The organism is Actinotalea solisilvae (assembly GCF_016464425.1).
GTDB classification, from domain to species: domain Bacteria; phylum Actinomycetota; class Actinomycetes; order Actinomycetales; family Cellulomonadaceae; genus Actinotalea; species Actinotalea solisilvae.
Map to the genome: position 1 here is coordinate 169,900 of NZ_JADDKQ010000006.1, position 21,585 is coordinate 191,484.

Genomic DNA, 21,585 nt, shown 5'->3' on the forward strand with positions numbered 1-21,585 from the left:
GCTCACTAGGATCTGGCCCCATGGCCCACATCCTCTCGGCGGTCGCCTGGCCCTACGCCAACGGCCCCCGCCACATCGGACACGTCGCCGGGTTCGGCGTCCCCTCCGACGTCTTCAGCCGGTACATGCGCATGGCGGGCCACGACGTGCTGATGGTCTCGGGCACCGACGAGCACGGCACGCCGATCCTGGTCCAGGCGGACAAGGAGGGCGCCACCGCGCAGGAGCTCGCCGACCGCTACAACCGCGTCATCGTCGAGGACCTCACCAAGCTGGGCCTCTCCTACGACCTCTTCACGCGCACGACGACGCGCAACCACCACGCCGTCGCGCAGGAGATGTTCCGGACCGTCCACCAGAACGGCTACATGGTCGAGAAGTCGACCATGAGCGCGATCTCGCCCTCGACCGGCCGCACCCTGCCCGACCGCTACATCGAGGGCACGTGCCCGATCTGCGGGTACGACGGCGCCCGCGGCGACCAGTGCGACAACTGCGGCAACCAGCTCGACCCGATCGACCTCAGGAACCCGCGCAGCCGGATCAACGGCGAGACGCCGACCTTCGTCGAGTCCAACCAGTTCTTCCTCGACCTGCCGGCGCTCGTCGACGCGCTCGAGGCCTGGCTGCGCACGCGCGACGCGTGGCGGCCCAACGTGCTCAAGTTCTCGCTCAACCTGCTCGCCGACGTGCGCCCGCGGGCCATGACGCGCGACATCGACTGGGGCATCCCGGTCCCGATCGACGGCTGGTCGGACAACCCGAACAAGCGCCTCTACGTGTGGTTCGACGCCGTCATCGGCTACCTCTCGGCGTCGGTCGAGTGGGCCCGGCGCACGGGCGACGTCGACGCCTGGCGCGCCTGGTGGAACGACGAGCAGGCGCGCTCGTACTACTTCATGGGCAAGGACAACATCACCTTCCACTCCCAGATCTGGCCGGCCGAGCTGCTCGGCTACGACGGCCGCGGTTCCCGCGGCGGGCAGCCGGGGCGGTTCGGCAACCTCAACCTGCCGACCGAGGTCGTCTCGAGCGAGTTCCTCACCATGGAGGGCAAGCAGTTCTCGTCGTCGCGCGGCGTCGTCATCTACGTGCGGGACATGCTCGCGCGCTACCAGCCGGACGCCCTGCGCTACTTCATCTCGGTCGCGGGCCCCGAGAACCAGGACACGGACTTCACGTGGGCGGAGTTCCAGCGCCGGACCAACGACGAGCTCGTCGCCGGCTGGGGCAACCTCGTCAACCGCACTGCGAACCTCATCCACAAGAACTTCGGCGAGATCCCGCCGGCCGCGTCGCCCGAGCCCGTCGACACCGCGCTGCTCGACGCGACCCGGCAGGGGTTCACGACCGTCGGCGACCTCGTCGGCGCGCACCGCCAGCGCGCGGCCGTCAGCGAGGCGATGCGCCTGGTCACCGAGGCCAACCGCTACCTGTCCGAGACCGAGCCGTGGAAGCTCAAGGGCCCGGACCAGCGCGAGCGCCTCGGGACCGTGCTGCACACCGCCGCCCAGGCCATCAGCGACTGCCGCACCCTGCTCTCGCCGTTCCTGCCCCACTCCGCGCAGGCGGTGCACGAGGCGTTCGGCGGCACGGGCACCGTCTCGCCGCTGCCGCGGATCGAGGAGGTCACCGACCTCGACGACGACTCGCGCCACTACCCGGTCATCACGGGCGACTACCGGCGCGGCGAGACGCTCGCGGCGTGGGAGAGCGTGCCCCTCGTCCCGGGGACGGCCGTGGGCGCGCCGAGCCCCGTCTTCCGCAAGCTCGACGACTCGATCGTCGAGGAGGAGCTCGACCGCCTGCGCGCGGAGGGCTGAGGCGGTGGCCGGACGGTCGCGGGACCGCGGCTGGCCCCCGGAACCGGAGCCGCTGCCGCACCCCCTCGTCGACGACCACACGCACCTGGACCACCCGGCCCCGGGGGCGGGCGGCTTCGACGGCGGGCCGACGCCGCCGTCGCTCGCCGAGCACCTCGAGCGCGCGGCGCGCGCGGGCGTGACCCGCGTGGTCCAGGTGGGCTGCGACCTGCCTGCGGCCCGGTGGACGGCCGACGTCGTGCGCGTGCAGGACGGCGTGCCCGTGCACCCGGCCGTGCTCGGCGCCGTCGCGCTGCACCCCAACGAGGTGCCGCTCCACGCGGGGGTGCGCGAGGTGGGACCCGACGGCCTCGAGCCGGACCCGCGCGACCACCACGAGGTGCCGCTCGACGACGCGCTCGCGGAGATCGCGGCGATCGCGCGCTCGACCGACCGGGTGCGCGCGATCGGCGAGACGGGGCTCGACCTGTTCCGCACGGGGGAGCGTGGGCGTGCCGTGCAGGTGGAGGCGTTCCGCGCGCACGTCGCTCTCGCCAAGGAGCTGGACCTCGCGCTCCAGATCCACGACCGCGACGCGCACGACGACGTCCTCGACGTCCTGGCGCGCGACGGCGCCCCCGAGCGCACGGTGTTCCACTGCTTCTCGGGCGACGCCGCGATGGCCCGGCACTGCGCCGAGCGCGGCTGGTACCTGTCGTTCGCGGGGCCGGTGACCTTCAGCGGCTCGCACGGGCTCCGCGAGGCGCTGCGCGCCGTCCCGCTCGGCCAGGTGCTCCTCGAGACGGACGCGCCGTACCTCACCCCGCACCCCTTCCGCGGGCGCCCCAACGCGCCGTACACGGTCGCCGTCACGGCGCGCGCCGTCGCGCCCGAGCTCGACGTCGACCTCGAGGTGCTGTGCCGCACGGTGTGGACGACCGCGGAGCAGGTCTACGGTCCCTGGTGACCGCTCGGCCCGTGTGGTCCACGGCGTGTCCGCATCGCGACACGCCGGACGCCGCGGGTGAAGACGCCGTGCTCGACTACCCGTCGTCGTGTCCTTTCCGTTACCGTCGTCTGCCGGACCACCCCCGGACGCCCCGCGTCCACGGCCCCCCGAGGGCCGGAGCGGTCCGCGTCCGTGCCCCCGACGACAGGACCCCCACGTGCGCCTCCCCTCGATCGCGCTCCGGCCCGACGGCCGGTGGACCGAGCGAGGGCGCCTCGCGGCGCAGGCCGTGGTGCTGGCGATGGTGGTCGGCGGGACGAGCGCGTTCGCCGTCCTGCACAAGACCGTGACGCTCGACGTCGACGGCGAGGTCACGACCGTCTCGGCCTTCGGGCGCACCGTCGAGGACGTCCTCGCCGGCCACGGCGTCGCGGTGTCCGGCGACGACCTCGTCGCCCCGGCGCCCGCCAGCCTCGTGGCCGACGACGCGGAGATCGTCGTCCGGCACGCGCGCGAGGTCGTCATCGAGGTCGACGGCGAGCGGAGCACGATCGTCACGACGGCGCTCACGGTCGACGAGATCCTCGCGGACCTGGGCCTGCGCGACGGCGTCCGCGCCTCGGCGTCGCGGTCGGCGCCCCTGGGCCGCGACGTGCTGCGCCTCTCGACGCCCAAGTCCGTCACGGTCGCGGCCGACGGCGCCGTCACCGAGCTGAGCACGACGGCGTCGACCGTCCGCGAGGTGCTCCTCGAGGCCGGCGTGGTCCTCGGCGAGCGCGACCAGGTGTCGGTCCCGCTCGACTCCGTCGCGGTCGACGGGCTCGCCGTGCTCGTCACGCGCGTCGCGAGCGTGACGCGCACCGAGACGACGGCGATGCCCTTCGAGGTCGTGCGCGAGGACGACCCGGAGCTCGTGGTCGGCACCGAGAAGGTCGCGGTCGCGGGTGCCGACGGCAGCCGCGTGGTGACGTTCGTGGCGTACGAGGTCGGCGGCGTCGAGATCGGCCGCACGGTGCTCGCCGAGGCCGTGCTCACCGCGCCCGTCAACCAGGTCGTGCGGGTCGGCAGCAAGCCCGTCGAGGCCGTCGCGACGGCCCCGGGCGGGCCGCCCGTCGAGCCGGGCACGGCCCGTGCGATCGGCCTCGAGATGACCCTCGCCCGCGGGTGGGGCGAGGACCAGTTCGCGTGCCTCGACTCCCTGTGGACCAAGGAGAGCGGCTGGCGCGCGGACGCGCACAACGCCTCGAGCGGCGCGCACGGCATCCCGCAGGCGCTCCCCGGCTCCAAGATGGCGACCGCGGGCGCCGACTGGGCGACGAACCCGGCGACCCAGATCACCTGGGGCCTCGGCTACATCGAGGGCCGCTACGGCACGCCGTGCGCCGCGTGGGCGCACTCGCAGGCGCGCAACTGGTACTGAGCCGACCGTGCCGGCCGTGCCGGCCCAGCCAGCCCGCGCCGGCGAGGCCAGGCCGCGGCGCTCGGCGCCCCAGGTGAACCGTTCCTGAAGCGGTCGCGGACGGTGCGGCAGCGGTCGTGTGACGCTCATCTCTTGGCGTGAGATCACGAATCGGTTACGGTCGCATGTCGCTCCCGGAGATCCGGCGAGCCGCGTGCTGGTCCCGGGGTGTCCCCGGCCCCGCCGCGGCACCGCCCGTCGGTGGAGGGACCGGCGCGCCCCCCGGCCCGCCGTGACGGCCGGATCAGGGTGTCCGGACCGGCAGCCCCGCCCGTACGGGCGGCGCCGCCGGGTGCCGCGTGCGACTCGCGGCGATCCAGGACCCTGTGCCCGGGCAGCACGACGTCTGGAACCCCGTGACCCGTTTCGACCTCCGCGCCCTCCGACCCGCCGGGACCGCCCCGGCCACCGAGCCCGACCTGACCCCCACCGGCGACAGCGCCACCACGGCCACCGCCACCGCCACCGCAGAGCCCACGAGCTCCGAGGCCACCGCCTCGTCGGTCGGCGCCCCGCCCCCCGCCCCGAGCGTCCGCGACGCGGGCGAGGGCACCACCCCGTCCGCCGACGACGCCCCTCGCGGCACGCGGCGCACGCGCGTCCTCGCCGCGGCGACCGTCGCCGCCGTGCTCGTGCTCGGGGGCGGCACGTACGCCGTCGCCGACGCGCACAAGACCGTGACGCTCGACGTCGACGGCCAGGTGCTCGAGGTGAGCACGTTCGCCGGCAGCATCGAGGCCGTGCTCGCCGACCAGGGCATCGAGGTCGGGGAGCGCGACCGCGTCGCGCCGGGGCCCGACGAGGAGCCGCGCGACGGCGGCGAGATCGTCGTCCGGCACGCGCGCCAGGTCGCCGTCCTCGCGGACGGCTCGGAGAGCCTGGTGTGGACCACCGCCCTCAGCGCGGACGAGGCGCTCGCCTCGCTCGAGGCGCGCGGGCAGGACGTCCGCCTGGTCGCGTCGCGCTCCGCCGCGACCGGCCGCGCCGCGCTCCCGGTGGCCCTCGCGGGTCCGGTCGCCGTCGTCGCCGACGGCGTGACGCACGAGGTCGCCGAGGCGACCGACCTCGACGACGTGCTGGCCGGCCTCGACCTCACGGTCGGCGAGCTCGACCGCGTGCACGTCGCGCAGCCGGCCGACGGCCCGCTCACGGTGACCGTGCAGCGCGTCGTCGCGCAGGAGCAGGTCACGCTGACCGAGGTGCCGTTCGAGAGCGTGACGGAGCCGACCGACGAGCTGTTCACCGGCGAGAGCCGGACGGCCGTCGCCGGGGCCGTCGGCGAGCGCGCGACGGTGCACCGCGTCGTCACGGTGGACGGCGTCGAGGAGTCCCGCATGCTGCTCAGCGACGGGGTGACGCGCCTCCCCGTCACCGAGGTCGTGCAGGAGGGCACCAAGGAGCGCCCGGTCGTCCGCCGGACGCCGGTCGCCGCGGCCCCCGCCGCGGACGGCGGCGCGGTGCCCACGGGCGACGTGTGGGCCGCGCTCGCGCAGTGCGAGTCGGGCGGCAACCCGACGATCGTCTCGAGCAACGGCCTCTACCACGGGCTCTACCAGTTCTCGGTGGGCACGTGGGAGTCGGTCGGCGGGACCGGCCTGCCCTCGCAGGCGTCGCCGGCGGAGCAGACCGAGCGCGCGATGATCCTCCAGGCGCGCTCCGGCTGGGGCCAGTGGCCGCACTGCTCGTCGAAGCTGGGCCTGCGCTGACCCTAGGCTCGTCCGCATGACCACCGACGCCCTGCTGGGTCCCACGAACGTCCGGGACCTGGCGGGGCGTCTCGGCATCCGCCCGACGAAGTCCTGGGGCCAGAACTTCGTGGTCGACGCCGGGACGGTGCGGCGCATCGTCCGGACCGCGCGCGTGACGCCCGGCGAGCGGGTCGTCGAGGTCGGTCCCGGCCTCGGCTCGCTCACCCTCGGCCTGCTCGAGGCGGGTGCGGAGGTGGTGGCCGTCGAGATCGACCCGGTGCTCGCGGCCCAGCTGCCGCTGACGGTCGCCGAGCGCGCCCCGGGGGCCGCGGACCGTCTCACCGTGCTCCCGGCCGACGCGCTCGCCGTCACCGAGCTGCCCGGCCCGCCGCCGACGGCGCTCGTCGCCAACCTGCCGTACAACGTCGCGGTGCCCGTGCTGCTCTCGTTCCTCGCGCGGTTCGACTCGCTCGAGCGCGTGCTCGTCATGGTGCAGACCGAGGTCGCCGAGCGCCTCGCGGCGCCGCCCGGCTCGCGGACGTACGGCATCCCGTCCGCCAAGGCCGCGTGGTACGCCTCGGCGCGGTCCGCGGGCGCGATCGGCCGCGCGGTCTTCTGGCCGGTGCCCCGGGTGGACTCCTCGCTGGTCGCGCTCGAGCGTCGGGACCCGCCGCCGACGACGGCGTCGCGCGAGCAGGTCTTCGCGGTGGTCGACGCGGCCTTCGCCCAGCGGCGCAAGATGCTCCGCTCGGCGCTCGCCGGCCTGGCCGGCTCCTCGGCCGCCGCGGAGGCGGCCCTCGTGGCGGCGGCCGTCGACCCGACGGCCCGCGGCGAGGTGCTCGACGTGACCGCCTTCGCGCGCGTCGCCGAGCAGCTGGCCGCGGCCGGGCACCTCGGCGGTCCGGGCGGCGACCCGGGTGACCGCGGCGCCGCCGTCCGGCGTCCGTCCGACCCGGCGGGCCGCACGGGCCCCGCCGAACCCGACGAGGGGCGTGCGGACGCGTGACGTGCGCGGCTCTGGGAGAGTGGGGGGCGTGAGCACCCAGGACCACGCCGACGTGCGCGTGCGCGCCCCGGGCAAGGTCAACCTCGCGCTCACGGTCGGCCGGCGCCGCCCCGACGGCTACCACCCGCTCGCCTCGGTGTTCCAGGCGCTGTCGGTGCACGAGGAGGTCTCGGCCTGGCACGCGGACCGGCTCAGCCTCACGGTGAGCGGCCTGCACGCGGAGCGCGTGCCCACGGACGGGACCAACCTCGCATGGCGCGCCGCGACGGCGCTCGCGGCCGCGACGGGCGCCGAGCCCGCCGCGCGCCTGCACATCCACAAGGGAGTGCCCGTCGCGGGCGGCATGGCCGGGGGCTCGGCCGACGCCGCCGCGACCCTCCTGGCGCTCGACACGCTGTGGGGCACGGGCCTGTCCCGCGAGGCGCTCGCCGAGATCGGCGCGACGCTCGGCTCGGACGTGCCCTTCGCCCTGCTCGGCCAGACCGCCGTCGGGCGCGGCCGCGGGGACCTGCTCACGCCCGCCCTCAGCCGGGGCGAGTACCACTGGGCCCTCGGCCTGCGCGACCGGGGCCTGTCGACGCCCGAGGTCTACGCGATGTTCGACGAGATCGTCGGCGGGGCCGGCGGCGAGCCCGAGGCGGACCGGGCCCTCATGCAGGCCCTGCGCACCGGCGACGCGGAGGCGGTCGGGCGCGCCCTCGTCAACGACCTCCAGGACGCCGCGCTCGAGCTCGCCCCCGAGCTGGCCGAGACGCTCGCCGTCGCGCAGGACGCGGGGGCGCTCGGCGTCATCGTCAGCGGCTCGGGCCCGACCGTCGCGGCGCTCACCCGCAGCCGTCAGGCGGCGGCGGCCGTCGCCGCCGCGATGACGGCCGCGGGCGTGGCGGACGCGGTGCTCACGGCCGTGGGCCCGGTCCCGGGCGCGCGCGTGCTGCAGGGGTCCTCCCGATCCGGCCCGGCGCGCTCGCTGCGCGGCGTCGACTGATGGCGCACCTGCTCGGCGCCGACTCCCTGACGTACACGGTCGGCACGCGGACGCTGCTCGACGGGGTGAGCCTCGGCCTGGACGCCGGCGCGCGCACGGGCGTCGTCGGGCCCAACGGGGCGGGCAAGTCGACGCTGCTGCGCCTGCTCGCGCGCAGGCTCGAGCCGGACGCCGGCCGGGTGACGCACGCGGGCGGCGTGCGCGTCGGCATGCTCGACCAGCGCGACGAGCCGCCGCCGGGCACGCGCATCCGCGACCTCGTGCACGGGTCCGACGCCGAGCACACCTGGGCCGGGGACGCCGGCGTGCGCGCGGTGCACGCGGGCCTGCTCGCCGACCTCGACCTCGACGCCGACGTCGCCCACCTCTCGGGCGGCCAGCGCCGCCGCGTGGCGCTCGCGGCGCTGCTGGTCGCCGACCACGACGTGCTCCTCCTCGACGAGCCGACGAACCACCTCGACGTCGAGGGCGTCGCCTGGCTCGCGGAGCACCTCAGCGCGCGGTTCGGGGCGCGCGGCGCCCGGGGCGCCCTGCTCGTCGTGACCCACGACCGGTGGTTCCTCGACGCCGTGTGCACGCGCATGTGGGAGGTCACGGGCGCGCGCGACGGCGGCCCCGGCGGTCAGGTCGTGTCCTACGAGGGCGGCTACGCGGCCTACGTGCTCGCGCGCGCCGAGCGCGAGCGCTCGGCCGGCGTGGCGGCGACCAAGCGCGACAACCTGCTGCGCAAGGAGCTCGCGTGGCTGCGCCGCGGCGCGCCCGCGCGCACGAGCAAGCCGAAGTTCCGGCTCGACGCGGCCTCGGCGCTCATCGCGGACGAGCCGCCGCCGCGCGACCCGCTCGAGCTGACCCGCCTCGCGACCGCGCGCCAGGGCAAGGACGTCGTCGACCTCGAGGACGTCACCGTGCGCTTCACCGGTCCGACCGGGGAGGACCGCACGCTGCTCGACGACGTCACGTGGCGCCTCGGCCCGGGGGACCGGTTCGGCGTCGTCGGCGTCAACGGCGCGGGCAAGACGACGCTCCTCAGGCTGCTGGACGGCTCGCTCCGGGCCACCGCGGGCCGGGTCAAGCGGGGCAAGACCGTGGTCGTCGCGACCCTCACGCAGGACGTCGCCGAGCTCGACGACGTCGCCGACCTGCGCGTGGTCGAGGTGGTCGAGCGCGAGCGGCGGCTCGTCGCGGTCGGCGGCAAGGACCTCACCGCCGCGCAGCTCGTCGAGCGGCTCGGCTTCGCGCGCGAGCGGGCCCAGACGGTCGTCGGCGACCTCTCGGGCGGCGAGCGCCGCCGGCTGCAGCTGCTGCGCCTGCTCGTCGGGGAGCCGAACCTCCTGCTCCTCGACGAGCCGACCAACGACCTCGACACCGACACGCTCGCCGCGATGGAGGACCTGCTCGACGGCTGGCCGGGCACGCTCGTCGTCGTGTCGCACGACCGCTACCTGCTCGAGCGCGTGTGCGACCGGCAGGTCGCCCTGCTCGGCGACGGCCGGCTGCGGGACCTCCCGGGCGGCGTCGAGCAGTACCTCGCGCTGCGGCGTGAGGCGCCCTCCCGCGCCGCGGGCGCTGCCGGGCCGGAGGAGGACGGCGCCGCGCCGGACGCCGGCGCCGCCGGTCCCGGCGGGCCGGCTGCCGCACCCTCGGCCGCCGACGTGCGCGCGGCGCGCAAGGAGGTCGCGCGGATCGACCGGCGCCTCGCGCGGATCGCCGCGCGCGAGGTCGAGCTGCACGAGCAGCTGGCGGCCGGGGCGACCGACCACACGCTCGTGCAGCGGCTCGACGCCGAGCTGCGGGAGCTCGCCGCCGAGCGCGAGGCGCTCGAGGAGGAGTGGTTCGTCGCGGCGGAGGTCGCGGGCTGACCCGTCAGGCGGGACGGCGGAACGGCAGGTGCTCGACGTCGGGCGCGGGATCGGTCGCGAGGCGCGCGTGCGTCTCGACGTCGAACCGCTCGGAGCCGTAGCGCAGCTTCGCGCGCTCGACGCCCTCGGGCGCGAAGCCCGCGCGCGTCGCGACCCGGCACGACCCGGGGTTCTCGAGGCGGTGGCCGAGCTCGAGGCGGAAGAGGCCGAGCTCGCCGGACGCCCACGCGGCCACGGTCGCGAGGCCGCGCACGGCCAGTCCCCGGCCCCGGTAGCCGTCGGCGAGCCAGTAGTGCACCCAGGCGGTGTCGTGCCGGCGCTCGACCTCGCTGACGCCGACGTCGCCCACGACGAGACCGTCGACCGTCACGGCGACGTGGAACCGGTCGGGGCCCCAGACCGCGAGGCGCTCGGTGACCAGGCGCTCGCAGCCCTCGCGGTCGGAGACGCCGCCGAGCTGGCGCGCGACGTCGGGCCCGAGCACGGCCGCCGCGTGCAGCGCACCGGCGTCGCTCGGGGCCCAGGGCCGCAGCTCGATGGTCATCGCGCCGATCCTCCCAGAGCCGTGACGGCCCGGTGGGTCACCGCTCGAGGTCGCCGGTCACGCGTCGAACGGGGCGACGAGCTCGCGCAGCAGGGCCGCGAGCGTCTCCCGGTCCGCCTCCCGCAGCGAGCCGAGCAGCCCGTGCTCGACCCGCAGGAGGTCCTCGAGCGCGGCGTCGACGCGCGCGCGTCCGGCGGGGGTGAGGCGGACCAGCACGCCGCGCCGGTCCGCGGGGACCGGCAGGCGCTCGACCAGCCCGCGCGCCGCGAGCCGGTCGATCCGGTTGGTCATGGTCCCGCTCGTGACGAGCGTCTGGGTCACGAGCGCGCCGGGAGACAGCTGGTACGGGTCGCCCGCGCGCCGCAGCGCCGAGAGCACGTCGAACTCCCACAGCTCGAGGTCGTGCCGGTCGAACGCCGTCCGCCGCGCGAGGTCGAGGTGCCGTGCGAGCCGGCTGACGCGCGACAGCACGGACAGCGGCTCGACGTCGAGGTCCGGTCGCTCGCGCTGCCAGGCCGCGACGATCCGGTCGACCTCGTCGGTCACGCCGTCTCCTCGTCGCGGGCCTCGTCGCGGGCCTCGCCGCGCAGGGCGGGACGTCGCTGGAGGCCCGACAGCCCGTACCAGGCGAGGTTCACGAGGTGCGCCGCGACCTCCTCCTTCTTGGGGCTGCGCGTGTCGAGCCAGTGCTGGCCGGTGAGCGCGACCATGCCGACGAGCATCTGCGCGTAGATCGGCGCCGTCCTCGGGTCGAGGCCGCGCTTGGTGAACTGCGCGCCGAGCAGGTGCTCGACCTGCGCGGCGACGTCGCCGATGAGGCTCGAGAACGTGCCCGTGGCCTGGGCGACCGGGGAGTCCCGCACGAGGATCCGGAACCCGTCCGTCGAGGTCTCGATGTACGTGAGCAGCGCGAGCGCCGTCCGCTCGACGAGCACCTGCGGGTGCCCACCCTGCTCGAGCGCGCCGATCAGGGCGCCCGTGAGCGCGCGGATCTCCCGGTCGACGACGACGGCGTAGACGCCCTCCTTGCCGCCGAAGTGCTCGTACACCACAGGCTTGGACACCTGCGCGCGCGAGGCGATCTCCTCGACGCTCGTGCCCTCGAAGCCCTTCTCGGCGAACAGGGTGCGCGAGACGTCGAGGAGCTGCTCGCGGCGCTGGGACCCCGTCATCCGGGCACGCGGTGCGCGCTTGCTCGAGGTCGCCATCCGTCCATCATGCCGTGCGGCCCTGGCACACTGGGTGACCGCCGCGAGCAGCGGGACCCCGGCGCGCCCTCGCGAGGGCCCGCGTCCGGCCCGCCGCGCGTCGGTCCGCCCTGGTGTAACGGCAGCATGCAGGCCTTTGGAGCCTTGCGGTCCAGGTTCGAATCCTGGGGGCGGAGCGGCAGGCGTCCGCGGACGGGTCGCGCCCCGCACCGGGCGTGGGAGGGTGGGCGGTCACGAGTCCGGGAGGTCGGTGTGCGCTCACGCCTGGTGGAGCTCGACTTCGAGCAGACCCCGATCGGGGGCCTGAGCCTGCGCCGCCGCGTCGAGCCGGTCACGGGCCGCGAGGTCCACGAGGTGAAGCTCGGCGACGAGTACATCATGTCGAGCCTCTTCGTCGAGGGCGAGGAGGAGCTCGCGCGCATCGCCCTGGCCCGGCTCGCCGGTGACGGTCCGTTCGACGTCATGGTCACGGGCCTGGGCCTCGGGTACACGGCGGCGGCCGCGCTCGCGGACGCCCGGGTCGGTGCGCTGGTCGTCGTCGAGGCCCTGCCGACCGTGGTCCGGTGGCACCGTGAGGGCCTCGTGCCGCTCGGGCCGGTCGTGGCCGGCGACGCCCGGACGTCGTTCGTCACCGACGACTTCTTCGCGGTCGTCCGCGAGGGCCGGGGCCTCGACGGGGGTGGGTCGCCGCGCCGGTTCCACGCGCTCGTCGTGGACATCGACCACTCGCCCCGGCACGTGCTCGCTCCCGCGCACGCCGACCTCTACACCGCCGAGGGCCTCGGTCGCCTGATGCGGCACCTGCACCCGGACGGCGTGTTCGCGCTCTGGTCCGACGACCCGCCCGACGCCGAGTTCCTCGCCGTCCTGCAAGGCGTCCGCCCTGGTGCCGAGGCTGCGGTGGTCGAGTTCGCCAATCCGCTCGCCGGCGGCCGGTCGGCCAACACCGTGTACGTGGCCGGCGCCCCGCCCGGGGTGCCCGGACGCTGAGCTCCGGCGCGGTGCGCGAGGGACGCCGCCTCGGTCGCCGTCAGCAGGTCACGAGCACGTACCCGGGCCCACCCGCCGGCACGAGGTCGAGGTCGCGCACGATCGTCGTCGGGCCGTCGACGGCGCGCGCGCACACGTCGTCGGCCGTGCCGCGCAGGTCGTGCGCGTACTCGACGTCGAGCACGACGTCGTAGACGTCCGTGTAGGCCGCGCACTCGTCCCAGCGGTCGCACTGCTCGGCGATCGCGAGGTCGAACCCGACGTCGTCGCGGCCCCCGGCGCCCAGCTCGGGCGTGTTCTTCCGCGCCGCGGCGAGCCCGAGCGCGTGGGCGTGGGCGACGACGTCGGTCGCCACCGCGGTCGCCTCGGCGAGGGTGAAGGCGCCGCGCGAGCGCGTCGCGACGTCGAGGTTGTCGAGCTCGACCGCGTCGTACCCCCGCCCGGCGCACGCCTCGACGAGGGTGCGGGCCCGCGCGACGACGCGGCGCCGAGCGTCGGCCGTGGTGAGGTCGAGCACCGCCTCGTCGGGCCACGCGGGGTCCGTCACGGGTGCGCCCTCCTCGCGCAGCACGAGGTCGTCCACGCCGCGCTCGCCGGGCTGGGTCTGGAAGGCGTTGACGTAGCAGATCGCGTAGCCGTCGTCGGGCGGGTCCGCGCTGCTGTCGCGCACGACGACGGCGACGCCCGCCGGCGGCGGGTAGGCGCCGCCGAGCTGGTAGTCGAACGTCGCGCCCGCCTGCGGCAGGGTCACCGTCCCCGAGCTCTCGGGCACCGGTCCGCACGCCCCGAGCGCGAGCACCGTGGCGAGCCCCGCCGCGAGCGTCCGCACGCCCGCATCGTACGGTCGCCGGTGTCGCCCGGTCGGCCCTCCGACGCGACGGGGCAGGCCGCGCGCGACGGTAGAGTTGCGCCCGCGCCCCCACGTGCCCACGCGTGGCCGTCGCCGTCGCGGCGGAGCAGTCGAGCACCCCCCGGGAGTCCCGTGACCCACGCCCGTCCCGCCGCCGTCGTCGTGCTCGCCGCAGGGGAGGGGACCCGGATGCGGTCCGCCACCCCGAAGGTCCTGCACCCCCTCGCCGGCCGCACCATGCTCGGCCACGCGCTCGCCGCGGCCCGCGCGCTCGACCCGGAGCGGCTCGCCGTCGTCGTCCGGCACGAGCGCGACCGCGTCGCCGCGCACGCCCTCGAGCTCGACCCGCGGGTGCTGGTCGCCGACCAGGACGACGTCCCGGGCACGGGCCGGGCGGTCCAGTGCGCGCTGGGGGTCCTGGACGCCGCAGCGCACGCCGCCGCTGTGCACGAGGGCCACGACGGGCACGACGCCGACCAGGTCGAGGGCGCGGTCGTCGTCCTCGCGGGGGACATCCCGCTGCTGGACGCGGGCACCCTGGCGGAGCTGCTCGAGGCGCACGCGGCCGACGGCAACGCGGTCACGGTCCTCACGACCGAGGTCGAGGACCCGACGGGCTACGGCCGCATCCTGCGTGAGCCCGGTACGGGGGAGGTGCTCGGCGTCGTCGAGCACAAGGACGCCGACGACGAGCAGCGCGCCGTGCGCGAGATCAACTCCTCGGTCTACGTGTTCGACGCGGCGGTGCTCCGCGGCGCGCTCGGCCGGCTCGGGCGCGACAACGCGCAGGGCGAGGTCTACCTCACCGACGTGCTCGCGATCGCGCGCTCCGACGGCGGCGCGGTGCGCGCGCTGCGGGTCGACGACCCGGTGCTCGTCGAGGGCGTCAACGACCGCGCGCAGCTCGCGACGCTCGGCGCCGAGCTCAACCGGCGGATCCTCGCCGAGTGGATGGCCGCGGGCGTCACCGTCGTCGACCCGGCGACGACGTGGGTCGACGTCGACGTCGAGCTCGAGCAGGACGTCACGCTCCTGCCGGGCACCCAGCTGCACGGCACGACGCGAGTGGCGCGCGGCGCCGTCGTCGGGCCCGACACGACCCTCACCGACGTCGTCGTGGAGGAGGGCGCGCAGGTCGTGCGCTCGCACGCGACCCAGGCGCGGATCGGGGCGGGCGCCGTCGTCGGGCCGTTCTCCTTCCTGCGGCCGGGCACGTCGCTCGGCGCCGACGGCAAGATCGGGGCGTTCGTCGAGACCAAGAACGCGACGATCGGCGACCACTCGAAGGTCCCGCACCTGTCCTACGTGGGCGACGCGACGATCGGCGAGCACACGAACATCGGCGCCGCGACGATCTTCGTCAACTACGACGGCGTCACCAAGCACCACACCACGGTGGGCGACCACGTCCGCATCGGCTCGGACAACGCCCTCGTGGCGCCCCTGACCATCGGCGACGGCGCCTACACGGGCGCCGGCTCGGTGATCCGCCGCGACGTGCACCCGGGCGCGCTCGGCATCAACACCGCGCCGCAGCGCACGATCGACCGGTGGGTGCTGCGTCGGCGGCCCGGCACGCCGTCGGCCGTTGCCGCGGCCGCCGCGCTCGGCGACGAGGACGACGCCCCGCTCTCGCCCCAGGCCCGTGCCGAGCTCGCGCGCGCCCTGGCCGCCCAGACCCCACCCGACCGTCGGCAGTCCGACGCACCCTCCACCGAAGGACGCTGACCACGATGACCGGGATCACCTCGCACGAGTCCGAGAAGCGCCTCGTCCTCGTCTCGGGCCGCGCCCACCCGGAGCTCGCCGACGACGTCGCCAAGGCGCTGGGCGTCGAGCTGCTGCCGACGACGGCGTACGACTTCGCCAACGGCGAGATCTACGTGCGCTTCTCGGAGAGCGTGCGCGGCGCGGACACCTTCGTCCTCCAGAGCCACACGGCGCCCATCAACCAGTGGATCATGGAGCAGCTGCTCATGGTCGACGCGCTCAAGCGCGCGTCCGCCAAGACCATCACCGTGATCCAGCCCTTCTACGGCTACGCGCGCCAGGACAAGAAGCACCGCGGGCGCGAGCCGATCTCGGCGCGGCTCATGGCCGACCTGTTCCGGACCGCGGGCGCCGACCGCCTCATGAGCGTCGACCTCCACGCCGCGCAGACGCAGGGCTTCTTCGACGGCCCCGTCGACCACCTCTGGGCGATGCCGCTGCTCGTCGACTACGTGCGCACGCGCGTCGACCTCACCAACGTCGCCGTCGTCTCGCCCGACGCCGGCCGCATCCGCGTGGCCGAGCAGTGGGCCGCGAAGCTCGGTGGCTGCCCGCTCGCGTTCGTGCACAAGACGCGCGACATCAGCCGGCCCAACCGGTCCGTCGCGAACCGGGTCGTCGGCGAGGTCGAGGGCCGCACGGCCGTCCTGGTCGACGACCTCATCGACACCGGCGGCACGATCGCCGAGGCCGTGCGCGTCCTGCTCGACGCCGGCGCGAAGGACGTCATCGTCGCCGCGACGCACGGGGTGCTGTCGGACCCGGCCGCGCAGCGCCTGCAGGAGTGCGGGGCGCGCGAGGTCATCGTCACCGACACCCTCCCCATCCCCGAGGAGCGGCAGTTCGACCGCCTCACGGTGCTCTCGATCGCGGGTCTCATCGCGCGCGCGATCCGCGAGGTGTTCGACGACGGCTCCGTGACCTCGCTGTTCGACGGGGCCACCTGAGCAGGTTCCCGTGCCGGTTGGGTCCGCCCGCTGGGCCCGCTGGGTCCCGGCCATGCGGGAAGGCCGGGTAGAGTAGGCAAGTTGCCTCGGCGAGGGACGTCGGACGGGCTGTGCGCCACGCGTGAGCGTGGCGCCGCCAGGACCGCGACTCCGTGATCGACGGGCGGTCGACCGTAGCGGCCACGGGCCGGTACGAGTGTGTCGGTTGCGCGTCCGTCCTGCGTCCCGCGCCGAGGCCGCCCAGCTGCCGGCCGAGCCGGCGATCAGTCGTCATCCGTCCGCACGTCGCGCCTCGCGCGCAGCACCAGCACCAGCACAGGAGTCACCGTGTCCGAGATCAAGCTCGCCGCCACCACCCGCACCGAGTTCGGCAAGGGCGCCGCGCGCCGCATCCGCCGTGCCGACCAGATCCCCGCCGTGCTCTACGGGCACGGGTCGGACCCGCTGCACATCACCCTCCCGGGCCACGAGACGATGCTCGCGCTCAAGCACGCCAACGCGCTCTTCTCGATCGACCTCGAGGGCAAGGCGCAGCTCGCCATCGCCAAGGACGTCCAGCGCGACCCGGTCAAGAACGTCATCGAGCACGTCGACCTGCTCGTCGTGAAGAAGGGCGAGAAGATCACCGTCGACGTCAACGTGCACGTCACCGGTGAGTCGGCCCCCGGCACCATCCACGTCGTCGAGGCGCAGTCCGTGACCCTCGAGGCGGAGGCGACGCACCTGCCCGAGGCGATCGAGGTCTCCGTCGAGGGGCTCGAGGCCGGCGCCCAGCTGCGCGGCGCGGACCTGGTCCTCCCCGCGGGCGCGACCTACACGGGCGACCCGGACGCGATCATCCTCACCGTCTCGACGCCGACCGTCTCGGCCGACGACGAGGCCGCCGACGCTGCCGTCGCCGAGCTCGCCGCGGAGCAGTCCGCCGAGGCCGCCGCCGAGTCCGCGCAGGGCGACGAGGGCGCGGGTTCCGACCAGGCCTGAGCCTGCGGACGCACGCAGCACGCAGCACGCAGCACCGACGGCGCCCGGCTCCCCTCAGGGGCCGGGCGCCGTCGGTCTCCCGCCGGCACGACCGCCGGCACCGACCGGAAGGACGCACCCGTGAGCGACCCGTGGCTCGTCGTCGGGCTGGGCAACCCGGGCCCCGGCTACGCGGGGAACCGGCACAACGTCGGCCAGATGGTGCTCGACGAGCTCGCCGCGCGCGCTCGCGCCACGTTCACGAGCCACCGCACGCGCTCGCGCGTCGCGGACATCCGCCTGGGCACGCTGCCCGGGGGCGCTCCGGGACCGCGGGTGCTGCTCGCGAAGCCGTCGAGCTACATGAACGTCTCTGGCGGCCCGGTCGGGGCGCTCGTGCAGTACCTCGGCGTCCCGCCCGAGCGGCTCGTCGTCGTGCACGACGAGCTGGACATCCCCTTCGCGTCCGTGCGCCTCAAGCAGGGCGGCGGCGAGGGCGGGCACAACGGCCTGCGCAGCATCTCCTCGGCCGTGGGCACGCGCGACTACGTGCGCGTCCGGGTCGGTGTCGGCCGGCCCCCCGGGCGCACCGACCCGGCCGACTTCGTCCTCAAGGACTTCTCCGGCGCCGAGCGCAAGGAGCTGCCCTGGCTGCTGGACTCGGCGGCGGACGCGGTCGAGGCGGTCGTCATGCAGGGCCTCCTCGCGGCCCAGCAGCGGTTCCACGCGCCGCCGGCCTAGTCCTCGCGACCGGTCGGGGCGTCGCGGACCCGGCGGGACGCAGGGGGTGCTCCCCGGGTCTGCTGCGGGTCGGCGCGGGGTCACGTCCCGGTCACGGGGTTGGCCGAACGGGTGAAATCGGACACTTGGGGCAGACGGGGCGATTCCGGCCGTATACCCTCGCAACCGACGTGAACATCGGACGAGTGAGGTGAACAGCAGGTGACGCTGGCCGCCGACCGTGACTTCGACAGGGCGAGCAGGGAGGACCGGCGCGGTGTCGCCGCCGAGCCCCGCCGGTCCTGGGCCTCGTCCCAGCCGTTCGTGGTGCGGCGCACCCCGTTCAACGACGAGGTCGCGCGCGCCCAGCTGTGGAACCACGTCGCCCCCGGCTACCGCCGCCGCGTCCTCGCGCTCGACGCCGTCGCCGCCCTCGCGGTGGGCGTCGCGACGACCATCCCGCTCTACGGCGGCGGCTTCCAGTCCGCGGTGCTGACGGCGGTCGGGGTCGCGGGCCTCCTCGCGGTCATCGCGCTCGCCGGCGGCTACGAGACGCGTCAGATGGGCGACGGCCCGGCCGAGTTCCAGGCGCTGCTGCGCGCGGGCGGCTGGAGCATCGTCGCGCTCATGACGCTCAGCTACGTCACCAAGGCCGAGATCTCCCGGCTCCTCGTCTTCGGCGGCGTGCCGCTCGCCATCGCGGTCGCGGTGCTCGGCCGCTACGTCCTGCGCCGTGTGCTCCACCGCGCCCGGGCCGACGGCGACGCCATGATGCGCACGCTCGTCGTCGGGGACCCGCGCGACGCCTCACGCGTCGTCAGCGACCTGGGACGCGCGCCGTACCACGGCTACCAGGTGACGGGGATCTGCGTCCCGAGCCTCGACGAGGTCCCCGCCGCCACCGACGTGCCCGTGGTGGGCGCCGTGGCCGACGTCGCGCAGATCGTGTCCGACCGGGCGATCGAGGTCGTCGTGGTCGCGGGCGGCGCTCTGAGCGGCGAGGCGCTGCGCCGGCTGTCGTGGGCGCTCGACCGTGCCGGCGCGCAGCTCGTCGTCGTGCCGGACATCGTCGAGGTGACCACGCCGCGGCTCACCGTGCGTCCGGCCGCCGGGCTCTCCCTCCTCGAGGTCGAGGTCGGCGCACCGCGCACGCGGCTGCTCGCGAAGGCACTCCTGGACCGCACGGCGGGTCTCGTGCTCCTCATGGCGGCGACCCCCGTGATCCTGGGGGCCGCGGCTGCCGTCCGACTGACCTCGACAGGGTCGCCCTTCTACTCGCAGAAGCGCGTGGGTGTCGACGGGCAGACCTTCACCCTGTGGAAGCTGCGCAGCATGTACGCCGACGCCGACGCGCGGCGTTCCGCTCTCCTGGGCGACAACGAGGGTGCGGGCGTCCTGTTCAAGATGAAGCGGGACCCTCGGGTGACGCCCGTGGGGCGCTTCCTGCGGCGCTACTCGCTCGACGAGCTGCCCCAGCTGCTCAACGTCGTCAAGGGCGACATGTCGCTCGTCGGCCCGCGACCGCCGCTCGCGGAGGAGGTGGCCGGCTACGCCGACGCCGTCCACCGGCGCCTGCGCGTCAAGCCGGGCCTCACCGGGCTCTGGCAGGTCTCGGGTCGGTCGGACCTGACGTGGGACGAGGCCGTGCGCCTCGACCTGCGGTACGTCGACAACTGGTCGGTCGCGATGGACCTCATGATCCTGTGGAAGACCGTCCGCGCCGTGCTGCGTCCGAGCGGCGCCTACTGACCGCACCCGCTGACGCCGACGGCCCCTCCTCACGGGTGCGAGGAGGGGCCGTCGGCGTGCGGACGGAGGGCGTCAGCCCTTCGACACCGTGACCGTGGAGCCGTCCGTGAACGTGTTCCCGGTGACGGTCGAGATCGAGCTCGTCGTCAGCGGCATGAGCACGGCGCAGCGCGCGTGGCGCGTGTCGAGGCCGAAGACGTTGTTCGTCACCCGCATGCCCTGGATCGGGCCGTAGGACTTCTCGGCGACGTTGATGGTGCAGGCGCCGCCGCTGAGCCGGCTGCCCGTGACCGTCACGGTGCCGACGTCGCCCGAGTCCTGGGTGATCATCATCGCGGCGTTGTGCGAGTTCTGCAGCACCGAGTTCTTGATGGTGATGTTGGTGCCGCGCTGGATCTGCACGTTGTCGTCGTGGGTCGGGGTGTTCCCGTAGTTCGGGTCCTGCAGGTAGTGCAGGTTGCTGTGCAGGAACGAGTCCTGGACCAGGACGTCGTTGCCGGTGATCTTCACCTGGTCGACGACGTCGCGGATCTCGACGCGGATGAGCGAGAAGTTCTTGCCGACGATGCCGTCGATGTACGGCGACTTCTCGCTCGGGATGAGCTCGGAGTCGATGACGGTGAGCTTGTTCGCCTGGTCGCCGTTCTGGATGAGCGACATGTAGCTGGTCAGGCCGGGCCGACCGCGGATGATCGAGTTCTTGATCGTCACGTTGTTCGCCTTGACCCGCACGAAGCCGCGGATGTCGAGGTTGCTGATGACCGCACCGGGCGTCGTGATGGTGAGGTCGCCGTTGTGGACCGTGAGGGGCGTGCCGGCCGGGACGCCCGTGTTCGTGGCGTTCGGGACGGGCGGCGTGGTCGGCGCCGGCGCGGGCGCCGGGGCCGGTGCGGTGCTGCCCGTCGCGACGGTGACCGTGCGGCAGGAGAACACCTTGTTGCTGCCGTTGCCGACGTTGACGTACGTCACGCAGATCTTCTGCGAGCCGGCGGCCGTCGGGACGGTGATGTCGTAGCCCCGGTTCGTCCCGGCGGCGGGGAAGACCGTGGCCACGTCGGGGCGCGACCGGTTGGCCGGGCCCTGGCCGTTGACGGCGCCCACGGTGACCTTGACGGTGACGGCGGCGGTCGTGTCCGGGTCCCAGGCCCAGCCCTTGACCTGCACGCCACCGGGGACGGCGGCGGCGACGTCGAGGTTGCCGGCGGGGCCGCCGGTCGTGTAGGTCAGCGCCTCGGCAGGCGCCGCCGTGACGGCCGGGGCCGCCACGAGAGCGGCCAGGGCGGCCGTGACGACGGCCCAGCGGGCCGTCTTGCGTGCGCGCAGGCCCGTCGTGGGGGCCTTTCGGGCGCGCGGGAGCATCGGGACAGCAGAGGTCATGGCGAGAGATTTCCTTCGTCGGTGGCGCATCCGCGCCCGGTGCGCGAGCCCCCAGGGCACGGTCGCTCGGTGCGACGCCCGCGCGCAGCGCGGACCGCTCGGTCAGGTCAAACCCGTCGGGCCTTGTGGGCGACGGGCCTCGTCGATCACAGAAAGGTAACGACATTCACCCGAATGGGTGTATCGGTCCGATCACTGAGACCAAGAGATCTTGGTGGGGGCCCGCGACGTACGATGCGGGCCGTCCCGGCCGGTCCCCGGGACGACGCCCGGGAGACCGGGCGGCCCGCAGAGGCGGAGACCGGCCAGGTGGGGGTCAGCCCCGCGACACCGTCACGACGGAGCCGTCGGTGAACACGTTGCCGGTGACGGTCGAGATGGACGACGTCGTGGTCGGCATGAGGATCGCGCAGCGGGCGTGGCGCGTGTCGAGCCCGAAGGTGTTGCCCGTGAACGTGAGCCCGGCGACCGGCCCGTAGGACTTCTGCGCGACGTTGATCGTGCACGCGCCGTTGTTCGCCCAGTTGCCGGTGAACGTCATGTTCGAGACGGCGCCGGCGTCCTGGGTGATCATCACCGCGGCGTTGTGCGTCGACTCGAGGACCGAGTTGCGGATGGTGATGTTGGTGCCGGCCTGGATCTGGACGTTGTCGTCGTGGGTGGGGGTGTTCCCGTAGTTGGGGTCCTGGAGGTAGTAGAGGTTGTCGTGCAGCCAGGAGTTC

The 21,585-nt window shown here is 74.8% G+C and carries 19 protein-coding genes and 1 tRNA gene; 14 read left to right on the top strand and 6 right to left on the bottom strand.

All coding sequences use genetic code 11. The features are described 5' to 3' along the window. Window positions 1-20: 20 nt before the first annotated feature. The 7 genes from metG to JIG38_RS06780 all read left to right on the top strand — a co-directional run bounded on the left by metG (window position 21) and on the right by JIG38_RS06780 (window position 9,748). Complete coding sequence (gene metG / locus JIG38_RS06750) at window positions 21-1,823, top strand: methionine--tRNA ligase (RefSeq protein ID WP_199422991.1); 1,803 nt, start codon at window positions 21-23, stop codon at window positions 1,821-1,823. A gap of 4 nt (window positions 1,824-1,827) precedes the next feature. After that, window positions 1,828-2,769 (top strand): TatD family hydrolase, encoded by a 942-nt coding sequence (locus tag JIG38_RS06755; protein WP_199422992.1) that lies wholly within the window; start codon window positions 1,828-1,830, stop codon window positions 2,767-2,769. A gap of 199 nt (window positions 2,770-2,968) precedes the next feature. Continuing rightward, window positions 2,969-4,171: a resuscitation-promoting factor gene (locus JIG38_RS06760; protein WP_307844649.1), complete on the top strand. Its 1,203-nt coding sequence runs from the start codon at window positions 2,969-2,971 to the stop codon at window positions 4,169-4,171. Between the two features lie 338 nt (window positions 4,172-4,509). Then, window positions 4,510-5,916, top strand: coding sequence for a resuscitation-promoting factor (locus JIG38_RS06765; protein WP_307844650.1), 1,407 nt, complete (start codon window positions 4,510-4,512; stop codon window positions 5,914-5,916). A 16-nt stretch (window positions 5,917-5,932) separates the two neighbouring features. After that, window positions 5,933-6,904, top strand: coding sequence for a 16S rRNA (adenine(1518)-N(6)/adenine(1519)-N(6))-dimethyltransferase RsmA (gene rsmA, locus JIG38_RS06770; protein ID WP_199422993.1), 972 nt, complete (start codon window positions 5,933-5,935; stop codon window positions 6,902-6,904). Window positions 6,905-6,932: 28 nt separating this feature from the next. After that, window positions 6,933-7,889: a 4-(cytidine 5'-diphospho)-2-C-methyl-D-erythritol kinase gene (locus JIG38_RS06775; protein WP_307844651.1), complete on the top strand. Its 957-nt coding sequence runs from the start codon at window positions 6,933-6,935 to the stop codon at window positions 7,887-7,889. Next, complete coding sequence (locus JIG38_RS06780; RefSeq protein WP_199422994.1) at window positions 7,889-9,748, top strand: ABC-F family ATP-binding cassette domain-containing protein; 1,860 nt, start codon at window positions 7,889-7,891, stop codon at window positions 9,746-9,748. Before JIG38_RS06775 ends, JIG38_RS06780 begins: the two co-directional genes overlap by 1 nt. 4 nt (window positions 9,749-9,752) lie before the next feature. Here the strand turns inward: JIG38_RS06780 and JIG38_RS06785 are convergent, their stop codons facing one another. From JIG38_RS06785 to JIG38_RS06795, 3 genes are read right to left on the bottom strand one after another with little or no spacing between them, the layout of a single operon-like run. Next, window positions 9,753-10,292 carry a GNAT family N-acetyltransferase gene (locus JIG38_RS06785; RefSeq protein ID WP_199422995.1) on the bottom strand — a complete coding sequence of 180 codons (540 nt, stop codon included), beginning with the start codon at window positions 10,290-10,292 and terminating at the stop codon, window positions 9,753-9,755. Window positions 10,293-10,349: 57 nt separating this feature from the next. Then, window positions 10,350-10,838, bottom strand: a complete 489-nt coding sequence (locus JIG38_RS06790) for a MarR family winged helix-turn-helix transcriptional regulator (RefSeq protein WP_199422996.1) — start codon at window positions 10,836-10,838, stop codon at window positions 10,350-10,352. After that, on the bottom strand, window positions 10,835-11,464 hold the full coding sequence (locus JIG38_RS06795) for a TetR/AcrR family transcriptional regulator (RefSeq protein WP_199423024.1): 630 nt from the start codon (window positions 11,462-11,464) through the stop codon (window positions 10,835-10,837). Before JIG38_RS06795 ends, JIG38_RS06790 begins: the two co-directional genes overlap by 4 nt. A gap of 140 nt (window positions 11,465-11,604) precedes the next feature. On the opposite strand from JIG38_RS06795, the gene JIG38_RS06800 reads away from it, so the two are divergent. Continuing rightward, window positions 11,605-11,676, top strand: a tRNA-Gln gene (locus tag JIG38_RS06800). Window positions 11,677-11,752: 76 nt separating this feature from the next. Further along, window positions 11,753-12,490, top strand: coding sequence for a polyamine aminopropyltransferase (locus tag JIG38_RS06805; RefSeq protein ID WP_199422997.1), 738 nt, complete (start codon window positions 11,753-11,755; stop codon window positions 12,488-12,490). A gap of 40 nt (window positions 12,491-12,530) precedes the next feature. Here JIG38_RS06805 and JIG38_RS06810 read toward each other — a convergent pair whose 3' ends face one another. Next, window positions 12,531-13,319, bottom strand: coding sequence for an endo alpha-1,4 polygalactosaminidase (locus JIG38_RS06810; protein WP_199422998.1), 789 nt, complete (start codon window positions 13,317-13,319; stop codon window positions 12,531-12,533). Window positions 13,320-13,472: 153 nt separating this feature from the next. Here JIG38_RS06810 and glmU point away from each other — a divergent pair, with 153 nt between their 5' ends. The 5 genes from glmU (at window position 13,473) to JIG38_RS06835 (ending at window position 19,486) form a co-directional block, all read left to right on the top strand. Next, window positions 13,473-15,068 (top strand): bifunctional UDP-N-acetylglucosamine diphosphorylase/glucosamine-1-phosphate N-acetyltransferase GlmU, encoded by a 1,596-nt coding sequence (gene glmU, locus JIG38_RS06815; RefSeq protein WP_199422999.1) that lies wholly within the window; start codon window positions 13,473-13,475, stop codon window positions 15,066-15,068. A gap of 5 nt (window positions 15,069-15,073) precedes the next feature. Continuing rightward, a complete protein-coding gene (locus tag JIG38_RS06820) occupies window positions 15,074-16,057 on the top strand; it encodes a ribose-phosphate diphosphokinase (protein ID WP_199423000.1) in 984 nt (327 codons plus the stop codon). Window positions 16,058-16,384: 327 nt separating this feature from the next. Further along, window positions 16,385-17,038, top strand: a complete 654-nt coding sequence (locus JIG38_RS06825) for a 50S ribosomal protein L25/general stress protein Ctc (RefSeq protein WP_199423001.1) — start codon at window positions 16,385-16,387, stop codon at window positions 17,036-17,038. Between the two features lie 120 nt (window positions 17,039-17,158). Further along, entirely contained in the window at window positions 17,159-17,758 is a 600-nt protein-coding gene (gene pth, locus JIG38_RS06830) for an aminoacyl-tRNA hydrolase (RefSeq protein ID WP_199423002.1), read from the top strand. Window positions 17,759-17,959: 201 nt separating this feature from the next. Beyond that, complete coding sequence (locus JIG38_RS06835; RefSeq protein WP_199423003.1) at window positions 17,960-19,486, top strand: sugar transferase; 1,527 nt, start codon at window positions 17,960-17,962, stop codon at window positions 19,484-19,486. A gap of 72 nt (window positions 19,487-19,558) precedes the next feature. Here the strand turns inward: JIG38_RS06835 and JIG38_RS06840 are convergent, their stop codons facing one another. Together JIG38_RS06840 and JIG38_RS06845 are read right to left on the bottom strand one after the other, a co-directional pair. Further along, entirely contained in the window at window positions 19,559-20,863 is a 1,305-nt protein-coding gene (locus JIG38_RS06840; protein ID WP_199423004.1) for a hypothetical protein, read from the bottom strand. Between the two features lie 316 nt (window positions 20,864-21,179). Then, a partial coding sequence (locus JIG38_RS06845; RefSeq protein WP_199423005.1) for a hypothetical protein occupies window positions 21,180-21,585 on the bottom strand: 406 nt, incomplete at its 5' end.

Bases quoted from the DNA above. Each gene is read 5' to 3' on its own strand.
- JIG38_RS06840 (WP_199423004.1), bottom strand. From the start codon at position 20,863: ATGACCTCTGCTGTCCCGATGCTCCCGCGCGCCCGAAAGGCCCCCACG.
- JIG38_RS06820 (WP_199423000.1), top strand. From the start codon at position 15,074: ATGACCGGGATCACCTCGCACGAGTCCGAGAAGCGCCTCGTCCTCGTC.
- JIG38_RS06780 (WP_199422994.1), top strand. From the start codon at position 7,889: ATGGCGCACCTGCTCGGCGCCGACTCCCTGACGTACACGGTCGGCACG.
- rsmA (WP_199422993.1), top strand. From the start codon at position 5,933: ATGACCACCGACGCCCTGCTGGGTCCCACGAACGTCCGGGACCTGGCG.
- JIG38_RS06795 (WP_199423024.1), bottom strand. From the start codon at position 11,464: ATGACGGGGTCCCAGCGCCGCGAGCAGCTCCTCGACGTCTCGCGCACC.
- JIG38_RS06785 (WP_199422995.1), bottom strand. From the start codon at position 10,292: ATGACCATCGAGCTGCGGCCCTGGGCCCCGAGCGACGCCGGTGCGCTG.
- metG (WP_199422991.1), top strand. From the start codon at position 21: ATGGCCCACATCCTCTCGGCGGTCGCCTGGCCCTACGCCAACGGCCCC.